Below are 18,762 nucleotides of genomic sequence, written 5' to 3' on the forward strand. Positions count from 1 at the left end.
CGGCGGGCCGCTCGGGCGTGCCCTGGCGGAGCGTCACGCTGAGGCGGGCCGAGGCGTCCCTGAGATAGCCGACGAAGGCGCGCAGGGCGGGATTGGGATTGGTCGGCCGGATCGCGGCGCCGACCCGGCGGTAGAGCCGGTGGCCCTCCACCTGGCACACCTGGACGCCCGCCGCGCCCTGCACGCCGAGGCTCGGCACCAGGGCCACTCCCAGCCCGGCCCGCACCAGGCCGAGCGTCACCTCGTAGTGGTCGCTGCGGCAGCGGATCGCGGGGGTGAAGCCCTCCAGGGCGCTGGCCCGCTCCAGCACCGACACCGGGGTGTCGGTACCGAAGGTGGTGATCCACGGATCGCCGGCGAGGTCGGCCAGCCGCACGCGGGGCCGGTGCCCGGCGGGGTGGCCGAGCGGCATGACCAGGAGCTGCGGCTCGTCGAAGAGGTGGACGACCTCCACGCCCTTCGGCGCCTTCCACGGGTCGAGCGCGTGCTCGAACACGACCAGCACGTCCAGCTCACCTCGCTCCACGTCGGTCAGCAGCTCGTGCGGCTGCCCGAGCACGAGGTCGAGATCGACGCCGGGGTGGCGGGCCGTGAACGACGACAGCGCCATCGGCAGCAGCCGGTAGCCCGCCGAGGCGAAGAACCCGATCCGGAGCTGCCCGGCGTCCGCCCGCGCCTGCGCGAGCAGGTCCTTCTCGGCGGACTCGATGAGATCGAGCACCTCCTGGGCCCGCCCGGCCAGGCGGCGGCCCGCGGCGGTCAGCCGCAGGCTGTGCGCGGCCCGCTCCACCAGCCCGACCCCCGCCTCCTCCTCCAGCCGGGCGAGCTGGTGCGAGACGGCGGACGGCGACAGGCGAAGGGCCTTGGCGGCTCCGGCGATGCTCCCGGTCCTGAAGACCTCCAGGAGCACCCTGAGGCGGTGGCTGCTGAGCATGCCCCCAGTATCGGGCCGCGTCCGCGCTGGTCACGCCCGAGCGGCAGCGCCCGTCAGGTGGCGGCCACGGTGGCGGCGACGGTGGCGGCCACGGCGAGGCCGGCCTGCCGCACGGCCCGCACGAGGGCCTGCTCGGAGCCTTCCGGCCCGTGCGCGAGCACCGCGTAGCCCTCCCACCGGGCCGCCGCGATCACGCCGACGTCGGCCCGCGTCCCGGCGTCCGTGCCGGTCTTGTTCGCCACCCACACCCCGGCGGCGTACGGCAGCACGCGAGGCGGCTCGCGGTCCTCCGGCTCGTGCGGCAGCAGCGCCGGGACCAGGCCCCGGTCGGTGTTGCAGGCCATCCAGCCGAGCAGCAGCCGCTGCCACGGCTCCCGGCCGTACGCCACGGACCGCATGAGGCCGGCGAGCTCGCGGGCCGTCCCGGTGGCGAACGCGGGCGGGTGCGCGGGCAGCCGCGGCTCCCGGATCCTGTCGTGGACGCGGGTCCCGGTCAGCCCGAGCGCGGCGGCCGCGGCGTCCACCCGGGCGAGCCCGAGCCGCCGCAGCAGCGCGTTCGTCGCCGTGTTGTCGCTGACGGACGCGGTCAGCACGGCGAGGTCGCCGATGCTCCAGCGGCGGGCCGACAGCTCGGTGAGCAGGCCAGAACCCCCCGCGTAGTCCTCGTCGAGCAGCCCGACCGGCTCGGCCGGGTCGACCGCGCCGGCCGCGACGTCCCGCGCGAGCGCGGCGAGCAGCAGCACCTTGCCCGTGCTGGCGAGCGGCAGCACCGCGTCCTCGTTCACCCCGAGCAGGCCCGGCACGCACACGGCCAGCGTGCCCGGACAGGACGCCGCCAGCTCCGCCAGTGAGCCGCGCGCGGGGCCGGAGACGTCTCCCGGCCCGGCGTCGCGGGGGAGCCCGCCCCCGTCTCCGGCGATCGCGTCCCCGGTGTTCACCGCGTCTCCGACGTTCACAGCGCCAGCACCCGTCCCGGGCGGGCGCCCGTCTCCTCGCCGTCGCGCACGACGACCGCTCCGCCGACCACCACCGCGCCGACGCCCGCGGGCGGCAGCAGCGGCTCGGTGAAGGTGGCCAGGTCGGCCACCGCCGCCGGGTCGAACACCACCAGGTCGGCGTGCGCGCCGTCGCGGATCACGCCCCGCCCGGTCAGCCCGAAGCGCGCCGCCGCCATCCCGGTCATCTTGTGCACCGCCTCCTCCAGGCCGAGCAGCCCGAGCTCGCGTACGTACCGGCCGAGCACCCGGGGGAAGGTCCCGGCCCAGCGCGGGTGCGGGCGCCCGCCGGGCTTCGGCACGCCGTCGGAGCCGATCATCGCGTACGGCGCGGCCAGCACCCGGCGCACGTCATCCTCGATCATGGAATGACTGATGATCGTCACCTCGCCGTCCTCGGCGACCAGCAGGTCGGCGGCCACGTCGAGCGGGTCGGCGCCCGCGGCGGCGGCGAGGTCGGCGATCGTCGCGCCCTCGGCCCGCGGATGACGGGGCGCGCAGGCCACCGAGATCCGGTCCCAGCCGCCGTTGCCGACCGTGTTCTCCCAGCCGGGCACGCCCTCGGCGATGGCCCGGCGCATCCGGTCGCGCTGGGCGGGGTCGCCGAGCCGCGCGGTCAGGGCGCGCAGCCCGCCGTCGTTCGCCCACGGCGGCAGCATCGCGGCCAGCGCCGTGCTGCCCGCCGTGTAGGGGTAGACGTCGCAGGTGACGTCCATGCCGCCCGCGCGCAGCTCCGCGAGTCGCGGCAGCGTGCGCTCGGTGCGGCCCCAGGCGTACCGCCCGGCCGTCTTGTGGTGCGACACGTGCAGCGCCGCGCCGCTGCGCCGGGAGATCTCGATCGCCTCCTCCAGCGCCTCCTCCACCCGCGACATCTCGTCGCGCAGGTGCGTCACGTACGGCTTGCCGTGCCGGGCGGCCACCTCCGCCAGCGCCACCACCTCGGCGGTGCCGGCGTACGAGCCGGGGGTGTAGATGAGGCCGGTGGACAGGCCGGCCGCGCCCTGCGCCAGGGACGCGTCGAGCAGCGCGCACATCGCGCGCAGCTCGGCGGGCCGGGCGGGCCGGTCCACCGGGCCGAGCACGCCCGCCCGGAGGGTGCCGTGGCCGACGAGCGAGGCCAGGTGGTTGGCCCGGGGCACTCCGGCGTGCGCGGCGGCGAACCCCGCGAAGTCGGCGTACGCGCCGACGTCGCCGCCGAAGGCGATCCGGGTCTCGGCCCGCATCGCGGGCAGCCGCTCCGGCAGCGCCGGGAACAGGCTCGACCCGCAGTTGCCGCAGATCTCGGTGGTGACCCCCTGCAGCACCGAGGCCCGCACCAGCTCGCGCCCGGAAGCACTGCCGGAAGCACTGCCGGAAGCACTGCCGGAAGCACTGCCGGACCTGTCATCGCCGCGCGGGCCGAGCAGGGCGACGCCGTCGGAGTGCGTGTGGACGTCGACGAAGCCGGGGGAGACGACCCGCCCGCGGGCGTCGAGCACCTCGGCGGCGCCGGCCCCAGAGCCCGGCGACGAGCCCGACGATGAGCCCGACGATGAGCCCGACGATGAGCCGGGGGGCAGCACGGTCAGCCGCCCGCCGGAGACCCCGACGTCGGCGGGCCGGGCCGGGCGGCCGGTGCCGTCGACCACCAGCCCGCCCCGGACGAGAAGGTCGAAGCGAGGCGTCCCCGTCACAGGACCTGTCCCAGGAAGGCGCGCAGCCGGTCGTGCCGGGGCGCCGCGAGCACCTCGCGGGGGTCACCCCGCTCCACAATGACGCCGTCGTCCATGAAGACGAGCTGGTCGCCGACCTCGCGGGCGAAGCTCATCTCGTGGGTGACGACCATCATCGTCATGCCGCTGGCCGCGAGGTCCCGCATGACGGCGAGCACCTCCTGCACGAGCTCGGGGTCGAGCGCGCTGGTCGGCTCGTCGAACAGCATCAGGCTGGGCCGCATGGCCAGGCTGCGGGCGATCGCCACGCGCTGCTGCTGGCCCCCCGACAGCTGCGCGGGGTAGTGGTGCGCGCGGTCGGCCAGGCCGACCCGCTCCAGCAGTTCCGCCGCCTGCCGCCGGGCCCGCGCGGCGGACGTGCGGAGCACGGTGACCGGCCCCTCCATGACGTTCTCGATCGCGGTGCGGTGCGGGAACAGATGGAACCGCTGGAACACCATGCCGATGCCGCGCTGCTGGCGGGACAGCTCGGCCGGGCGCAGCGCGTGCAGCCGCCCGCCGCGCTCGGCGTAGCCCATCAGCTCGCCGTTCACCCAGATGCGGCCGGAGTCGATCGTCTCCAGGCGGTTGACACAGCGCAGCAGCGTCGACTTGCCCGACCCGGACGGCCCGACGACGCACACCACCGAGCCGGCGGGGACGTCGAGGTCGATGCCCTTGAGCACCTCCAGCGGGCCGAACCGCTTACGTACGGCGCGGATCCGCACCATCTGCTGGCCGGGCGGCTGGCCGGGGGTGCTCACGAGGGCTCCTTGGGCGTCAGGGGCCGCAGGTTGCGGCGTACGCGGGAGGACAGCCGCACGTGGCCGCGCTCGAACCGCTTCTCGACGAAGTGCTGGCCGACGGTCGCGATCGTGGTGAGCACGACGTACCAGATCGACGCGACGACGAGCATCGCGATGACCTCGAAGTTGCCGAGGTAGATGCGCTGCGCCACGGTGAGCAGCTCGGCCCCGGCGATGACCGAGACCATCGACGTGGTCTTCAGCATGGAGATGAACTGGTTGCCGGTCGGCGGGATGATCACCCGCATGGCCTGGGGCAGCACCACGCGGCGCAGCACCTGCCGGTGCGACATGCCGAGCGACTCGGCGGCCTCCCGCTGGCCGGGGTCCACCGAGCGGATGCCGGCGCGGACGATCTCCGCCATGTACGCGCCCTCGTTGATCGCCAGGCCGAGCAGCGCCGCGGTGAACGGTGTGATGATCTCGTTCGCCGACCATTCGACCAGCTTGGGCCCGCCGAACGGGACGCCGATCGCGAAGGTGGGGAAGACCAGCCCGATGTTGAACCAGAAGATCAGCTGCACCAGCAGTGGCGTGCCGCGGAAGAACCACGTGTAGAGCGCGGAGGTGCCGCGCAGCACGGGGTTGTCCGACAGCTGCATGACGGCGGCGAGCACGCCCAGCACGAGGCCGATGGCCATGGACAGCACGGTGAGCTGGATGGTCACCCACAGGCCGCCGAGGATCCTGCCGTCGGCCAGGTAGGCGACGATGACGTCCCAGTGCAGGTTCTCGTTGACGACGACCGTGTAGGCCAGCCACACGAGGAAGAGCAGGGCGGCCGCCGCGCCGAGCCACCGGCCGGGCCGCGCGGGGCGCACGGCGTCGATCGGCAGTTCGGCGGCGGGGGCCTTCTCCTGGGTCACTTCCACGGCTGGGTGTTGACCAGCACGCCGTCGACGGCGTTGGCCGTCACGCCGTAGGTGTCCAGCACGGCCTTGTAGCCGCCGTCGGCCTGAAGCTCCTCCATGGCCTTGGCGACCGCGTCGCGCAGCGCTGCCTTGCGCTTGTCGATCGCGATGCCCCACGGCCCGGCGTCGTACTGCTCGGACAGCACGTCGTACTTGCCGGTGTCCTTGGCGTACATGACGGCCACGGGGTAGTCGACGATGGTCGCGGTGGCGCGCCCTGAGTCGATCGAGAGCAGGCCGGTGGGCGCGTCCTCGCTCTGCATGATCTTCATCTTGGTGGCGCACTTCTCGTTCTGCTTCTCGCCGATGGCGAGGTTGGAGCTGCCCTTGGCCAGCACGACCGTGCGGCCGCACAGGTCATCGAGGTTCTTGATGCCCTCGGGGTTGCCCTTCTTCACCATGATCGCGCCGCCGGCGTTGAAGTAGTCGACGAAGTCGACGGCCGCGCGCCGCTCCTCGGTGTCGCTCATCGAGGACATCACGATGTCCCAGCGCCCGCCCTGCAGGCCCGGGATGAGCCCGTCGAAGGCGGCGTTGGTGATCGAGAACTTCAGCCCCAGCTTGGCCGCGATGGCCGCGCCGAGGTCGGGGTCGACCCCGGTGAGCTCCTGGGTGCCCTCCTTGTACATCTCCATCGGCGGGTAGCCCTCGGAGGTGGCGACCCGCAGCGTGCCGGTCGTGCGCACGTCCTCCGGGACCAGTTCCTTCGCGGTCTTGTTCGCCGTCGCCGCCGCGTTGTCGCCCGCGGCGGTTCCCGACGACGAACGCCCGCAGCCGCCGGCGAGCGCCGACACCACCAGCGCGCCGACTATGGCCACAGATAGGCGCTTTGTCATGGAACCTCCTGTTTCGCGAACGATTGAGCTTATGCTGACGACAGGAGGTCGCTCTCGTAAGGATCGTGAACGCTTGCGCCTCTGAGCATCGACGTTCTCGATGCTCGCGCCGCGTGGCGGACCACCGCCACCTGGGGGCGCTGCCCGACCGGCTGCCGCGCCGGACGGGCTCCGGCCGTCCAGCAGACGGCGCCCGCGGCGAGGGCCGTCACCAGCGTCAGCCACCCGACGGCGCGGCCCGTCCGCAGGCCGTAGCCGGAGGCTATCCAGTGGATCGAGAGCAGCAGCCTGGCCCGGCCGCGGGAGCTGCCGAGCCGTCGCATGTCCATGGCGCCGAACGCGAAGTCGGCGGCGGTCCTGGCGTCGTCCACGCCCGGCCGCAGCCGCTCGTACAGGACGGCCAGCCGGGCGGCGTCCGGCGATCCCTCCGGCCCCGGCGGCCCCGGCGGTCCTGGCGGTCCCGCCGGGTCCCAGCCGCGCAACAGGTGCTCGTCGGCGAGGATCCGGCGGCGGCTCCACCACCGGACCGGCGGCCAGCCCAGCCGCAGCCGCATCCCGCCCGGCGTCGCCGCGAACAGGCACTCCCGCAGCCGCAGGCGTTCCGGGCGGCGCAGCCCGCCGAGGCCGCACCCGCGCAGGTCGGCTCCGGTGAGCGTGAGCGCCCCGGCGTCGAGGCCGTCGAGCGAGGTCACCCGCAGCCGGCCGGCGCGCCGGGTGACCGCCGACGTCCCGCCGAGGATCGCGTCCCGCAGGTCGAGGTCGGCGTCGGACAGGCGCGCGACGAGCGGCCCGGCGACGTCCGCGGTCCTGAGGATCACCCGGCACCCGCCGGTCTCCACGTGCAGCGCCGCCCCGGCCCGTACGCCCGCGAGGGACAGCCGCCGCCCGACCCGCATCGGGCCCAGGTAGGCGGCGGCCTGGAACCGCGCCCCCTCGAAGGCGGCGGTCGCCGCGCAGACGGCGCCGCGGAAGGAGACGGCCCGGTGGAAACGAGCGCCGCGGAAGGCGACGGCCCCGGCGAACACCGCCGCGTCGAACGCCGCGAACCCGCGGAACTGCGTCCCTTCGAACGAGACGTTCGGTACGCCCGGGAACGAGACGGTGGGTGTGGCCCGGACCGCCATGGTGCCGGGGGATGGTGTGCCGGGGAGCGGGGCGCAGGCGTGTGCGTCCCCGGCGGGCGTGTCCCCGGCGGGCAGGTCGCCGCCGAAGCGCGCGGCGCCGAACAGGGCGTCGCCGCGGATCGTCGCGTGGTCGAAGGCGGCGTGGCCGCGCACCCGCGCCTCGTGCAGGGACAGCTCACGCGCGAACCGGGCCGCGCGGAAGGAGACGTTGCGCAGGAACCGGGCGCCGTAGAAGGAGGCGAGCCGGTCGAACCGGGCGTGGTCGAAGGTCGCGTCCCCCAGGAAGGCGACCTCGCCGAAGCGGGCCGGATCGGGGAAGACCACGTGGTCGAACCTGGCCCGCCCGACGCGGCGCTCCAGCCGGTCGAGCAGGCGGGTGAGCAGGTCCTCCGGCAGGGTGGTGCCGCGCAGGTCGAGCGCCTGGCCGGGGGCGAGGCCCCGCAGGACGGCGCGGGTCTCGGCGGGCGTCAGGTGCGCCAGGCACCGGCCGTACGGTTCGCGGGCGATGCCCGGGCACCCGGGGGAGGCGTCGCACGTTCTCCAGACGACGTCCACGAGGGCGATCTTCGGCCGGGATGTCATGTCAACGTCATACACGATGTCCCATCTCGGGACGCTAAAGCGTGATGGATAGGTAACAGAGTGTATCCGCCGGGCGACCGTCGCGGCCGCCGCGCCCGATCGTTTGCCCTGGCCGGGCAGGGGTACGCGGGGTGCATGTCTGAGCAGTCGAACTCCACACCGCCACCGCAGACACAGTCGTATCCCGGTCGTACGGGCGAGATGAGCCCCGAGCCGAGGGACGAGATGCGCGACTACACCGGACGCGACCTGCTGGCCGGGAAGCGGGCCCTCGTGACCGGGGGAGACTCCGGCATCGGCCGGGCCGTCGCCGTGGCGTTCGCCAAGGAGGGGGCGGACGTCGCGATCGCCTACCTGACCGAGCACGAGGACGCCGAGCACACCAGGAAGCTGGTGGAGCAGGAGGGCCGCCGCTGCGTGCTTATCCCGGGTGACCTCGCCGATTCCCGCCACTGCGGGGAGGTCGTCGAGCGCGCCGTACGCGAACTCGGCGGCATCGACGTGCTGGTCAACAACGTGGCCACGCAGACTCCCGTGCAGAGCTTGGAGGAGTTGTCCGACGAGCAGTGGGAGCACACCTTCGCCGTCAACATCCACAGCTACTTCCGGGTGACGAAGGCCGCGCTACGGCACATGCCCGAGGGCGGGTCGATCGTGAACACCTCGTCGATCAACGGGCTGCGCGGCAACAAGCAGCTGATCGACTACTCCGCGACCAAGGGCGCCGTCAACGCGTTCACCTACGCGATGGCCCAGGTGCTGGTCGACCGGGGCATCAGGATCAACGCGGTGGCCCCGGGCCCGGTCTGGACGCCGCTCATCCCGGCCACCTTCCCCGAGGAGAAGGTGGAGAAGTTCGGCGATCAGGTGCCGATGGGCCGCCCGGCCGACCCGGACGAGATCGCCCCGTCGTACGTGTTCTTCGCGGCGAACCGGCTCTCGTCCTACTACACGGGTGAGGTCCTCGCGCCGATCGGCGGCGAGACGCTACCCGGATAAACCGGGCGAGAGGTCCATCGTCCCTCCCAATATCGAACTGCTGTTCGCTTTACCCGTTGCCGGGAGATGTAACCCGGTGGAGGGAGGCGTCACCTCGCGGCGGGATGGCGGAGGTAGCGGGCCCGGGTCAGTTCGGACACCTCCTGCTCCGGCGGGCGCCGCAGCACCCGCGAGGCCAGCGCGCCGCCGGTGGCACACCCGGCCGCGAGGGCCGCCGCCGCGGCGACGACCGACCTCGTGCGGCCGCCCGCCCGGGGCTCGGGCCGTACGGCGCCGGCCCGCCAGGCGCGCAGCCACAGCGCGTGGGCCGCCGCGTCGAGCAGAAAGGCCGGCCTGATGCGGCCGGTGGGCACGCGGAGCAGGTCGGCGGTGAGAAGCGTCGCGGCGGTGGCCATGCCGAGACGGCGCGCCTGCCCGGCGCCTTCGGGCGTGCCCGCGGCGCGCACCTGGGTCCAGCCGATCCCCACCAGCAGGCCCGCGACGGTGCGTCGCAGCCGGCGGTCGGTCGTAGGGCCGAACACCTTGTCGAAGCTCGTCGGGTGCAGCAGCGGCCACAGCCCGCCCGCGAGCGTGAAGAGGCCGTGGGCGCGGGCCAGGACCACCGCGCCCCTGTCGTCCTTGGTGATCATAGGCCCTCGATGCCCACGGGATGCCTCCTCATGATCATCATCTCGATCGTCGCGTTGATACTGCTCACGGTCCTCGTGAACGCACTGCTCCGGTGAGGATTCCGCGGCCGAGGGGCACGACGTTCTCCCATAAACCCAAAAGCGGGTTTCGGTTGGCATAATTCGCGTCGTGATGGGAAAACGCGGTCCCATTCGCATCTTTATGATTCCCGGGCGATGACAAATGAAACAAAGCGCCTATATCATCGCCGACCGTGGCTGAAAGCGATCTTTCGAGCCCGTCTCTTGTCGATGACTTGTATTTCGTCCTGCACGACAATGCGACGGGGCATCCACACCTGCATTCACGGCTCGCGGGGCTGGCACTGGCCGGCGGCGTCCTCGCCGAGCTGATTCTCGACGAGCGGGTGACCCTGGATCTCACGTCGAACCCCGAACGCGTCCTCGCGACGGCCGGGGAGGACAGCGGTGACGCCTTCACCAGAAAGGTGCTCGGCCTCGTCACCGCCGAGCCGTACCATCCGGTGAGCACGTGGCTGCTGTTCCTCGCCCGCACGGCCGACGCCGAGGTGACCGCCCGGATGATCGCCGCGAAGCTGCTCAAACCACCGGTCAGGCACCTGCTGAAACAACAGCCTCCGGCCCCGGCGGACATGAGCACGGCCGGGTGGCCGCTCGCCCGCCTGAACCTCGCCGTCCAGCGCCGCACGCCGCCGGCCCCTCGGGACCGCGTCCTCCTGGGCCTGCTGGACGCCGCCGGCTGCGCCCAGCGGGTGCTGTCGGAACACGATCCCCGCTTCGTGGCCGCCGCGATCGCCATGCTCCCGGCCCCGATGCAGAGACTCGTCGCCCAGACCAAGGTCGCCGTAGGGCAGGCCGTCCTCAGCCGCCGGTGACCACCCCGTCCCCAACCTTTTCACGGAGTTCCAGGTGTCTCTGACAGAGCAACGGCCGAGCGCCGTCTCCGCCGCGCTTGCCCAGGACCGGCTCGGTGTGCCGTCCATCGTGTTCTTCGTCATCTCCGCGGCGGCGCCGCTGATGGTCGTCGCGGGCTCGGTCCCCACGGCGTACGCGGTGACGGGCGTGATCGGCGTGCCGCTGGCGTTCCTGCTGCTGGGCGCGGTCTTCTCGCTCTTCGCCGTCGGCTACGTGACCATGGCCAGGCACGTGGTGAACGCCGGCGCCTTCTACGCCTACGCCGCGCAGGGTCTCGGCCGCACGCAGGGCGTGGTGACGGCGTGGGTGGCGCTGCTCGCCTACAACGCGCTGCAACTCGGCCTGTACGGCATCATCGGGTCGGCGGCCGAGCCGCTGCTCCTGGACTGGTTCGGCGGTTCGCCGCCCTGGTGGGTCATCGCGCTGGTGGCCTGGGCGCTGACCGGCCTGCTCGGGCTGCTGCGGATCGACATCAACGGCCGGATCCTGTCGGTTCTGCTGGTCAGCGAGATCGCCGTCGTCCTGCTGTTCGACCTGGGCGACCTGTTCGGCGGCGCGCGGAACGGCATCAGCTTCGAGGGCTTCAGCCCCGGGGCGCTGTTCGTGCCCGGCGTGGGCGCCGCGCTCGCCACCGTCGTCGCGGGCTTCGCCGGCATCGAGTCGTCGGTCGTCTTCGCCGAGGAGTCCAAGGACCGCCACCGCACCGTGCCCCTCGCGACCTACCTGGGCATCGCGGTCATCGCCATCCTCTACTCGGTCTCCGCCTGGGCCCAGACGGTGCCGACCGGGCCGGACGGGATCGTCAAGGCGGCGACGGAGCAGGGTCCTGCGCTCATCTTCGGCCAGGCGAGCGAGCACCTGGGCGGCACCGTCGCGACGATCGGCTCGGTGCTGTTCGTGACCAGCAGCATCGCCTGCATGATCGCCTTCCACAACACCACGGCGCGGTACATCTTCGCCCTGGGCCGGGAGAACGTGCTGCCCTCGGTGTTCGGGCGCACCTCGGCCCGCACCGCCGCCCCGATCGCCGGGTCGCTGCTGCAGACCGTGCTCGGCCTGATCGTGATCGTCGTCTACGCCGTCGCGGGACTCGACCCGGTCACGAAGCTGTTCTTCACCTTCGGCACCTTCGGCGGCCTCGGGCTGCTGACCCTGCTCACCGTCACCTCGATCTCGGTGATCGTGTTCTTCTCCCGCGACCCCCGCGAAGAGACGGCCTGGCGGACGCGCTTCGCGCCGGCCCTGTCGATCGTGGCGCTGGTCGTGATCATCGGGCTGACGCTGGTCAACTTCGACACGGTCCTCGGGGTCGCGCCCGACTCGCCGATGAGGTGGATCCTGCCCGGCATCTACGTCGTCGCGGTGATCTTCGGCGTCGTGTGGGCCCGGGTGATCAAGGCGACCCGGCCCGAGGTGTACGCCGGCATCGGCCTCGGCGCCCAGGCCGCTGCGGGAGGCCCCCGGTGAGCGCGGTGATCACGCGGATGACGGACGCGGAGGCGACCGGTCACCTGATCGCGGAGACCTTCCACGTCGACGCGATCACCGCGTGGCTCGTCCCGCGCGAGGAGGACCGCCTGCCCCTCCAGCGGAGGTTCTTCACCATGTACGCCGCGCACGCGATGGTGCACGGCGACGTCTACGGCATCCACGAAGAGGGCGAGCTGGCCGGGGTGGCCGTCTGGTTCACCGCGCCGTTCCCGGAGATCCCCGGCGAGCGAGCGGCGATCGACGCCTTCACCGGGGAGAACGCGGAACGCTACCACGCCCTGGGCGAGCTGCTGGAAAAGCTCCACCCGCGTGAGCCGCACCACTTCCTGAACTTCATCGCCCTGGAGCGGGGGAGGACCGGCCGCGGCCTCGGCAGCATGCTGCTGGAGGAGCATCATCGCAAGCTCGACGCCGAGGGGGCGCCCGCCTACCTGGAGGCGAGCAGCGAGGCGAGCCGGCGGCTCTACCGCCGCCACGGCTACGTGGACATGCCGGAACTGGTCCGGCTGCCCGGCGGCCCGGTCATGTATCCCATGTGGCGCGAGCCCCGGCCGCCCGCGGGATAGCCGTACGGCGTGGCATTCCGGCCGCCGGTGACGCCCCGCGCCTCACGGCCTCCAGCCGGTGGCGCGCAGCCAGGTCTCGAAGGTCGTCAGGCCGGGATGCTCGGCCCGCAGGGCCTTCAGATCGACGCCGTCGGCCGGGTGCTCGTCGAAGAACTCGAACATCCGGGCCAGATGCTCGTCGAACGCGCGCACCTGCTCGATCGGGATCCGCTCGTAGCGGGCCGGCAGGCCGCCCGCCCGGCCGAACGCCGCGGCGATCTCCGGCGGGGTCAGCTCGTCCGCGCCGATGTCGACGGTCCGGCCGACGTACCCGCCGGGCCGCTCGAAGGCCAGGGCGGTGAAGACCCCGATGTCCCGGACGGAGATCAGTTGCATCGGCGTGGTGGGCCGTGCGGGCAGGCGCAGGACCAGGGTGCCGTCCTCCACGGAGGGACGGCTGTAGGTGAGGTAGTTCTCCATGAAGGAGACCGGGCGCAGGATCGTCGCCGGGAGCCCGAGCGCGTGGATCTCGCGCTCGATCCGCGCCTTGCTCTCGAAGTGGGGGATGCCGGAGGCGGCGTCGGTGCCGGGGAGCGAGCTGTACACCAGGTGCCCGAGGCCCGCCTCGGCGGCGAGCCGGACCACCGTCAGCCCCCGCCGTTCCTCGGCGGCGGCGCCCTCGGCGGTGATCCTCGGCCCCTGCATCATGGTCAGCGCCAGGAAGACCCCTTCGGCGTCCCGCATGGCCTGGCGCAGCGACGCCTCGTCGTCCAGGTCACCCGCCGCGAGCTCGGCCCCCGCCTCCCGCAGGGACACCGCGGCGGGGGAGCCGGGGTCGCGCACCAGGGCGCGCACGGTCCGCCCGCGGGCGAGCAGTTCGCGGGCGGTGGCGCCGCCCTGCCGCCCGGTGGCGCCGATCACCAGTACGCGATCACTCATGACACCCGCCTCCCTGGGAGACTCGCCCTGTGAAGGATCATGGCCGTCACGATAACGAGGCGGCGTCCGGCGGTCCTGGCACTCGTGCTGCCAGTCACGCGCCCCGTCGCCGCATGAGGGAGTCGGACCGCAGGGCCGAGCTGGGCGCGTTCCTGCGCGCCCAGCGGGCCCGCCTGCGGCCCGCCGACGTCGGGCTGCCGGAAGGCGATCCGGCCCTGCGCCGCACCCCCGGACTGCGGCGCGAGGAGGTCGCCGAGCTCTCGGGCGTCGGCGTCACCTGGTACACCTACCTGGAGCAGGGGCGGGACATCTCGGCGTCGGCTCAGGTGATCGACGCGCTGGCCCGCGCGCTGCGGCTCGACCCCGACGAACACCACCACCTGCGCGACCTCGCCGGCCTGGCCCCGCCCGACACACCGGCTCCCGGCGGGGAGCAGGCGGCGGCCCGGCTGGCGCGCCTGGTCGACGCCGCCGCCCCGAACGCCGCCTCCCTCTACGACGCGTGCTTCGACTACGTGGCCTGGAACACCTCCTACACGCTGCTCCGCCTCGATCCGCTGACGTTCCCGCCGGGCCGGCGGAACCTGCTGTGGATGATGTTCACCGACGCCGCGAACCGCGCCCGGATGGTCGACTGGGAGCCCGCGGCCCGCGCCGTGATCAGCCAGTTCCGCGCCGCGATGGGACGCCGGCCGGGCGACCCGCGGCTCGCGGCGCTGGTGGAGGAGCTCGGCGAGGTCAGCCGGGAGTTCCGCGAATGGTGGGCCGACTGTCCGGTGCGCCGCTTCCGGCCGGCCACGGTCGGGATCGACCACCCCGAGATCGGGCGGCTGGACCTGGAGATATTCAAGATGCGCCCGATGGGGCGCCCCGATCTCGTGCTGGTGCTTCAGGTGCCCGTGGGCGAGGACGCCCGCAGGCGGGTCGCCTCGCTCCTTCACCGGACCGACGGCACCCTGGGCTAGCCGCCGCCGGTCTCCTCGGCGCGGGTGGAGACGTAGGCGCCCTGCCCCTCGATCGTGTAGACGAGGCCCTCGCCGCTCAGCACCTCGACGGCGCGGCGTACGTCGCCGGGGCTGCACCCGTGCTCGCGCACCAGGAGATCCTCCGGCGGGAGGGGACGGTCGGGCTCGATCCGGCCGCGTACGATCTCCTCGCGCAGCATCGCCGCGAGCCGCCGGTACGCCGGGACCTGCTCGCCGGAATCGTCGGTGACAGCCACGTCATGGCCCTGCCCGGCGGCCGGCGGTCCAATCCTCCCGTGTGTCGAGGCCGGCCGCGGCTCAGTGGCGGCTCAATGGTGGCTGAGTGGTGGCTCAGTGGCGGCCGGGCTCGACCAGGACCTTGAGCCCGCGCCGCGAGACGGCGGCGGTGAACGCCTCCGCCGTGGCCGTGAGCGGGAACCGCTCGGTGACCAGCGCCGACAGGTCGACCAGCCCGTCCGCGGCCAGCCGGATCGCCCGGGGATAGGTGAGGTTCATCCGCCGGACGAGGGCGATCGTCAGGCCCTTGCGCCGGGCGAGCGACGCGGGGAAGCAGGTGCGGTCCTCGTCGGGGATGCCGGCCAGCACCACCCGGCCGCCGGGCCTGACCGCGGTCATGGCCAGGCGTACGGCGTCGTCGTCGCCCGCCACCTCGAACGCCACCCGCACGCCGAGGCCCGCCGGGCCGTCGACCTCCCGCCACACGCCGGGCTCCGCGGTCTCCGGCGACAGCGCGAGGTCGGCTCCGTACCTCAGGGCGGCGGCGCGGCGGTGCGGCAGCGGGTCGACGGCGACGACGGCGCCGGCCCCGGCGAGCCGGGCGAGCCGGATCACGAGCAGGCCGATCGGCCCGCAGCCGACGACGGCGACGGGCGAGCCCAGGGGGATGTGCCCGAGGTCAACGGTGTGGATCGCGACGCCCAGCGGTTCGAGCATGGCGCCGTCGGCGTCGGAGAGGGCGGCGGGCAGCGGGTGCAGCAGGTCGTCGGGCCAGGCCATCCGCTCCCGCAGGCCGCCGTCGAGCGTCCCGTGCCCGGCGAAGCGGACGTCCGGGCACAGGTTGCCGTGGCCCGTGGCGCAGACAGGGCAGCGGGCGCACGGGATCGCGGGGTCCACCGCGACCCGGGTGCCGTCCCGGGGGCCGCCCTCGATCACTCCCGCGATCTCGTGCCCCACCACGAGCGGCGTGTCCAGCACCGCGTCACCGATGCCGCCTTCGGCGTACCAGTGCAGGTCGGAGCCGCACAGGCCGACCGCGGTGACCCGCACCAGGCTCTCACCCGGGCCGGGGAGGGGCGGCGGCTCGTCATTCAGCCGGATGTCGCCCACCTTGTGCAGCCGGGCGGCCCTCACGCTCCGCCCCCCGCGTCCCTCGACGCCATCGCCGCTCCCTGAGATCGTCTTCCCGTCGATCGTAAGCCCGGCGATCGGGCCCGGCAGCCGCGTGTGCGGTGATACGCCCGAGGGCCGGGCACTTCCACCGGGCCCGGCCCTCGCGACGGTCACACGCTGCGCGGTCTCCGGGACGGCCCGCTTGACCGGCGCCGTGCCGCGGTCTCAAGGTCAACAGGGTGTACAGGGTGTACAGGGTCCAGTGGCCGGGCAGCCGAAACGCGGACGAGGCTTCGCCGGCGCTCCTCGGCCCGTCGGCAGGGCAGGATGGGATCATGTCTGAGACCCCTCTCCCCGGCGCGGTCACGCTGCCCGACGGCACCCGGGTCCGCGGGCGCGGCCTGAGGTATCCCGCGCCCGAAGGCGTCCCGCCCGAACACGGCCTCTATCTCGGCGGCCCCCGGCTGAGACGCCGGCACGACTCGGGGATCACCTGGGCGCACGAGTGGATCGACTGGCCCGACTTCCTGCTGCCCCGCGACGGGGAGAGCGCGGCCGGTCTCATCCGGGCGCTGCACGGGCACGCCCGCGCCGGCCGCACGCTGGAGGTGGCCTGCGGCGGAGGCGTCGGGCGCACCGGCACCGTCATCGCGTGCCTGGCGATCCTCTCAGGCCTGCCCGCGCACGAGGCCGTGGCCTGGACCCGGGCCAACCATCACCGGCGCGCCGTCGAGACGCCCTGGCAGCGCCGCTGGGTGCTCCGCTTCCCCTCGCTCTGATTCGCAGGCCGCTGACGGGCGACGAGGGTCCGTATGGTTGGGTTCGTCTGTGTTCGTCGACGTGCTGGGGCTGGCCGCCGTGGGTCTGGTGGCCGGGGTGGTCAGCACGGTGGTGAGCCTGGCCTCGGTCGTGTCCTATCCCGCCCTGCTGGCCTTCGGACTGCCGCCGCTGGCCGCGAACGTCACCAACACGGTCGCGCTGCTGTTCACCGGACTGGGCGCGGCGGCCGGTTCGCGGCCGGAGCTGGCGGGCCAGCGCACGGTCGTCGGCCGTCTGGGGCTTTCCGCCGCGCTGGGCGGCGCGGCGGGCGCGGGCCTGCTGCTGGTCACGCCCGCGCGGACGTTCGAGATGGTCGCTCCGTGGCTGGTCGGCGGCGCCTCGCTGCTGTTGCTGCTGCGCCCGCCCCGAGCGGGACAGGTGAGCCTCGGCGGGGAGAACGGCCTCGCGCTGCGTGCCGCCGTGTTCTGCGTCGCGGTCTACACGGGCTACTTCGGCGCGGCCGGGGGCATCATCATGTTCGCGGTGCTCGCCGCGGCGCTCGACCGCTCCCCGGCGGGGGTCAACGCGGTGAAGAACCTCGTGGGGGCGCTCGCCAACGCCGTCGCAGCCGTCTGGTTCGCACTGTTCGGCCCGGTCGACTGGGCCGCGGTGGGGCCGCTCGCCGCGGGGTTCCTCCTCGGCGGCTGGCTGGGCCCCGCCATCGCCCGCCGCCTGCCCGGCGACTCGCTGCGCCTCGCCGCCGCGATCTGCGGTCTCGCCGTCGCCGTCAAACTCGGCGTCGACGCCTACCGGAGCGGCTGAGCGGCGACGGCCTCGGCGTGCCGGGCGCGCAGCCGCGTCCGGATCTCCTCCGGGGTGTAGGCGCGCCGCCGGCGCTCCGCACGGGCGATCACCACGCCGGTCGCCGCGACGCCCGCGAACGCCGCCAGGCCGAGTATCTTCCACCACCGCATGTGCCTAGGCTACTGCCGTGGCTCGTACGCGGATAAGCCTGGACAAGGCACTCGAACTGGTCCGTACCGGTGACGTGTGGGTGTTCCGGGGGCGCAGCGCGCCCGACCGCGCCATCCAGGTCACCACCAACAGCCCGGTCAACCACGTGGGCATGGCCGTCGTCATCGAGGATCTGCCGCCGCTGATGTGGCACGCGGAGCTCGGCCGGTCGCTGCCGGACATGTGGTCGGGCACCCACCAGCGCGGCGTGCAACTGCACGACATGCGTGACGCGGTGTGCGTCTGGGCGGCGAGGTACGGCCAGCGGGCCTGGCTGCGCCAACTGGAGCCGCCGGTGGGCCGGGAGATGGAGGACGCCGTCCTGCGGACGATCGCCCGGCTGGACGGCACGCCGTTCCCGTCCACCGCCCGCCTGGCGGGGCGCTGGCTGCGCGGGAGGCTGCCCTCGCTCCGCGCCGTACCCCTCCCTGTGCTCCGCCGTGGGAAACGCGACGAGGAGGGGCGCACGGCGCGGGAAAGGACGCTGGAGACGGCCTACTGCGCGGAGGTCGTCGCCGTGACGTACGAGGAGATGGGCCTGCTGCCGGGCGGCCGCCGTCCCAACTGGTACGACCCCGGCAGGTTCTGGAGCGGCGACAACCTGGCCCTGAACGACGGCCGCCGGCTGGGCGGCGAGATCGCGGTCGACGTCCCCGGCGGGGAGGCCCGGCCGCTCCGATAACGCGCCCGATAACGCGGCGGCCAATATTTCGCCGGGCCGTCAACCTCCCGGCGTCAAGGCGCGTCAGGTGTAGGCACCGTTCGTCCAGACCCGGAGGAAAGGTCCCATGCCTGCTCCTGATATGAGACGCGAAGGTCTCGCCGACGCCAGCGACCAGGAGAGCCGGGCGCGCAGCGCGCTCGACGCGATCCGGCGGCAGGGACCGGAGGCGGTGCAGGAGGAGACGCTGCGCATGAAGTCGGAGCTGCTCCGGCTGTGCGGCTGGGAGGGCTACCAGCGGGTCATCGCCAAGATGGAGAGCGACCTCGCCAGGCTGCGCGAGTCGCGCTGAGCGCGCCGGCCGGTCGGCCTCCGGATGGCCGTACTCGCTGACCGCCGCCGCCGACCGCCATCTCCTCCGCGAAATCCGTCATGTGGCCGCTCCCCGCCGGTCATGAAGTCTTTCGTCTCTTCTGCCCTGATAGTCGGCTTCTGCACGTCATCGGCTCATGAGGGTGATGAAAGTTACAGGTAGTTACCAAACGGTGTGGACTTCGCACGCAGCTCACCGGGGTCGTCGCCGCGGCCGTCGTGA

The 18,762-nt window shown here is 73.4% G+C and carries 20 protein-coding genes and 1 pseudogene; 9 read left to right on the plus strand and 12 right to left on the minus strand.

Going from position 1 to position 18,762, the window contains the following annotated elements; all coding sequences use genetic code 11:
- Positions 1-64 precede the first annotated feature (64 nt).
- The 7 genes and pseudogenes from OG344_RS24705 to OG344_RS24735 all read right to left on the minus strand — a co-directional run.
- Positions 65-934, minus strand: a pseudogene (locus OG344_RS24705) (LysR family transcriptional regulator); the annotation flags it as partial.
- Between the two features lie 53 nt (positions 935-987).
- Entirely contained in the window at positions 988-1,890 is a 903-nt protein-coding gene (locus OG344_RS24710; protein WP_405085128.1) for a serine hydrolase, read from the minus strand.
- Positions 1,887-3,602, minus strand: a complete 1,716-nt coding sequence (locus tag OG344_RS24715) for an amidohydrolase family protein (protein WP_405085129.1) — start codon at positions 3,600-3,602, stop codon at positions 1,887-1,889. The genes OG344_RS24710 and OG344_RS24715 overlap by 4 nt, the downstream gene beginning before the upstream one ends.
- The gene (locus OG344_RS24720) at positions 3,599-4,351 is read right to left on the minus strand and encodes an amino acid ABC transporter ATP-binding protein (RefSeq protein ID WP_405089166.1); all 753 of its coding nucleotides are present in this window, start codon (positions 4,349-4,351) and stop codon (positions 3,599-3,601) included. Before OG344_RS24720 ends, OG344_RS24715 begins: the two co-directional genes overlap by 4 nt.
- Positions 4,352-4,380: 29 nt before the next feature.
- The gene (locus OG344_RS24725; RefSeq protein ID WP_405085130.1) at positions 4,381-5,298 is read right to left on the minus strand and encodes an amino acid ABC transporter permease; all 918 of its coding nucleotides are present in this window, start codon (positions 5,296-5,298) and stop codon (positions 4,381-4,383) included.
- A complete protein-coding gene (locus tag OG344_RS24730) occupies positions 5,289-6,173 on the minus strand; it encodes an ABC transporter substrate-binding protein (protein WP_405085131.1) in 885 nt (294 codons plus the stop codon). Before OG344_RS24730 ends, OG344_RS24725 begins: the two co-directional genes overlap by 10 nt.
- A gap of 29 nt (positions 6,174-6,202) precedes the next feature.
- Positions 6,203-7,879, minus strand: coding sequence for a pentapeptide repeat-containing protein (locus OG344_RS24735; protein WP_405085132.1), 1,677 nt, complete (start codon positions 7,877-7,879; stop codon positions 6,203-6,205).
- 135 nt (positions 7,880-8,014) lie between these two features.
- Between OG344_RS24735 and OG344_RS24740 the strand changes: the two genes are divergently transcribed.
- Positions 8,015-8,878 carry an SDR family oxidoreductase gene (locus tag OG344_RS24740; RefSeq protein WP_405085133.1) on the plus strand — a complete coding sequence of 288 codons (864 nt, stop codon included), beginning with the start codon at positions 8,015-8,017 and terminating at the stop codon, positions 8,876-8,878.
- Positions 8,879-8,967: 89 nt separating this feature from the next.
- On the opposite strand, the gene OG344_RS24745 is transcribed toward OG344_RS24740, so the two are convergent.
- Entirely contained in the window at positions 8,968-9,507 is a 540-nt protein-coding gene (locus OG344_RS24745; protein WP_405085134.1) for a hypothetical protein, read from the minus strand.
- Positions 9,508-9,761: 254 nt separating this feature from the next.
- Between OG344_RS24745 and OG344_RS24750 the strand changes: the two genes are divergently transcribed.
- Genes OG344_RS24750 through OG344_RS24760 form a run of 3 tightly spaced genes read left to right on the plus strand, consistent with a single transcriptional unit; the run spans position 9,762 to position 12,500 of the window.
- Positions 9,762-10,403, plus strand: coding sequence for a GPP34 family phosphoprotein (locus OG344_RS24750; RefSeq protein WP_405085135.1), 642 nt, complete (start codon positions 9,762-9,764; stop codon positions 10,401-10,403).
- Between the two features lie 34 nt (positions 10,404-10,437).
- Positions 10,438-11,910 (plus strand): APC family permease, encoded by a 1,473-nt coding sequence (locus OG344_RS24755; RefSeq protein ID WP_405085136.1) that lies wholly within the window; start codon positions 10,438-10,440, stop codon positions 11,908-11,910.
- Complete coding sequence (locus tag OG344_RS24760) at positions 11,907-12,500, plus strand: GNAT family N-acetyltransferase (protein ID WP_405085137.1); 594 nt, start codon at positions 11,907-11,909, stop codon at positions 12,498-12,500. Before OG344_RS24755 ends, OG344_RS24760 begins: the two co-directional genes overlap by 4 nt.
- 42 nt (positions 12,501-12,542) lie before the next feature.
- Here OG344_RS24760 and OG344_RS24765 read toward each other — a convergent pair whose 3' ends face one another.
- The gene (locus tag OG344_RS24765; protein ID WP_327045674.1) at positions 12,543-13,418 is read right to left on the minus strand and encodes an NmrA/HSCARG family protein; all 876 of its coding nucleotides are present in this window, start codon (positions 13,416-13,418) and stop codon (positions 12,543-12,545) included.
- Between the two features lie 113 nt (positions 13,419-13,531).
- Here OG344_RS24765 and OG344_RS24770 point away from each other — a divergent pair, with 113 nt between their 5' ends.
- Positions 13,532-14,383: a helix-turn-helix transcriptional regulator gene (locus OG344_RS24770; protein WP_327045675.1), complete on the plus strand. Its 852-nt coding sequence runs from the start codon at positions 13,532-13,534 to the stop codon at positions 14,381-14,383.
- Here OG344_RS24770 and OG344_RS24775 read toward each other — a convergent pair.
- Together OG344_RS24775 and OG344_RS24780 are read right to left on the minus strand one after the other, a co-directional pair.
- Positions 14,380-14,640, minus strand: a complete 261-nt coding sequence (locus OG344_RS24775) for a GntR family transcriptional regulator (protein WP_327045676.1) — start codon at positions 14,638-14,640, stop codon at positions 14,380-14,382. The genes OG344_RS24770 and OG344_RS24775 overlap by 4 nt on opposite strands.
- 94 nt (positions 14,641-14,734) lie before the next feature.
- A complete protein-coding gene (locus OG344_RS24780) occupies positions 14,735-15,754 on the minus strand; it encodes an alcohol dehydrogenase catalytic domain-containing protein (protein ID WP_405085138.1) in 1,020 nt (339 codons plus the stop codon).
- 314 nt (positions 15,755-16,068) lie between these two features.
- Between OG344_RS24780 and OG344_RS24785 the strand changes: the two genes are divergently transcribed.
- On the plus strand, positions 16,069-16,512 hold the full coding sequence (locus OG344_RS24785) for a protein-tyrosine phosphatase family protein (RefSeq protein WP_405085139.1): 444 nt from the start codon (positions 16,069-16,071) through the stop codon (positions 16,510-16,512).
- A 37-nt stretch (positions 16,513-16,549) separates the two neighbouring features.
- Positions 16,550-17,314, plus strand: a complete 765-nt coding sequence (locus OG344_RS24790; protein ID WP_327045679.1) for a sulfite exporter TauE/SafE family protein — start codon at positions 16,550-16,552, stop codon at positions 17,312-17,314.
- Here OG344_RS24790 and OG344_RS24795 read toward each other — a convergent pair.
- Positions 17,299-17,466, minus strand: coding sequence for a hypothetical protein (locus tag OG344_RS24795; RefSeq protein ID WP_165900726.1), 168 nt, complete (start codon positions 17,464-17,466; stop codon positions 17,299-17,301). The genes OG344_RS24790 and OG344_RS24795 overlap by 16 nt on opposite strands.
- Before the next feature lie 17 nt (positions 17,467-17,483).
- Here OG344_RS24795 and OG344_RS24800 point away from each other — a divergent pair, with 17 nt between their 5' ends.
- Together OG344_RS24800 and OG344_RS24805 are read left to right on the plus strand one after the other, a co-directional pair.
- Positions 17,484-18,188, plus strand: coding sequence for a hypothetical protein (locus tag OG344_RS24800; RefSeq protein WP_405085140.1), 705 nt, complete (start codon positions 17,484-17,486; stop codon positions 18,186-18,188).
- Between the two features lie 121 nt (positions 18,189-18,309).
- A complete protein-coding gene (locus OG344_RS24805) occupies positions 18,310-18,519 on the plus strand; it encodes a hypothetical protein (protein ID WP_204287436.1) in 210 nt (69 codons plus the stop codon).
- Positions 18,520-18,762 lie beyond the last annotated feature (243 nt).

This window comes from Microbispora sp. NBC_01389 (assembly GCF_045040095.1).
In the GTDB taxonomy this organism is placed as follows: domain Bacteria; phylum Actinomycetota; class Actinomycetes; order Streptosporangiales; family Streptosporangiaceae; genus Microbispora.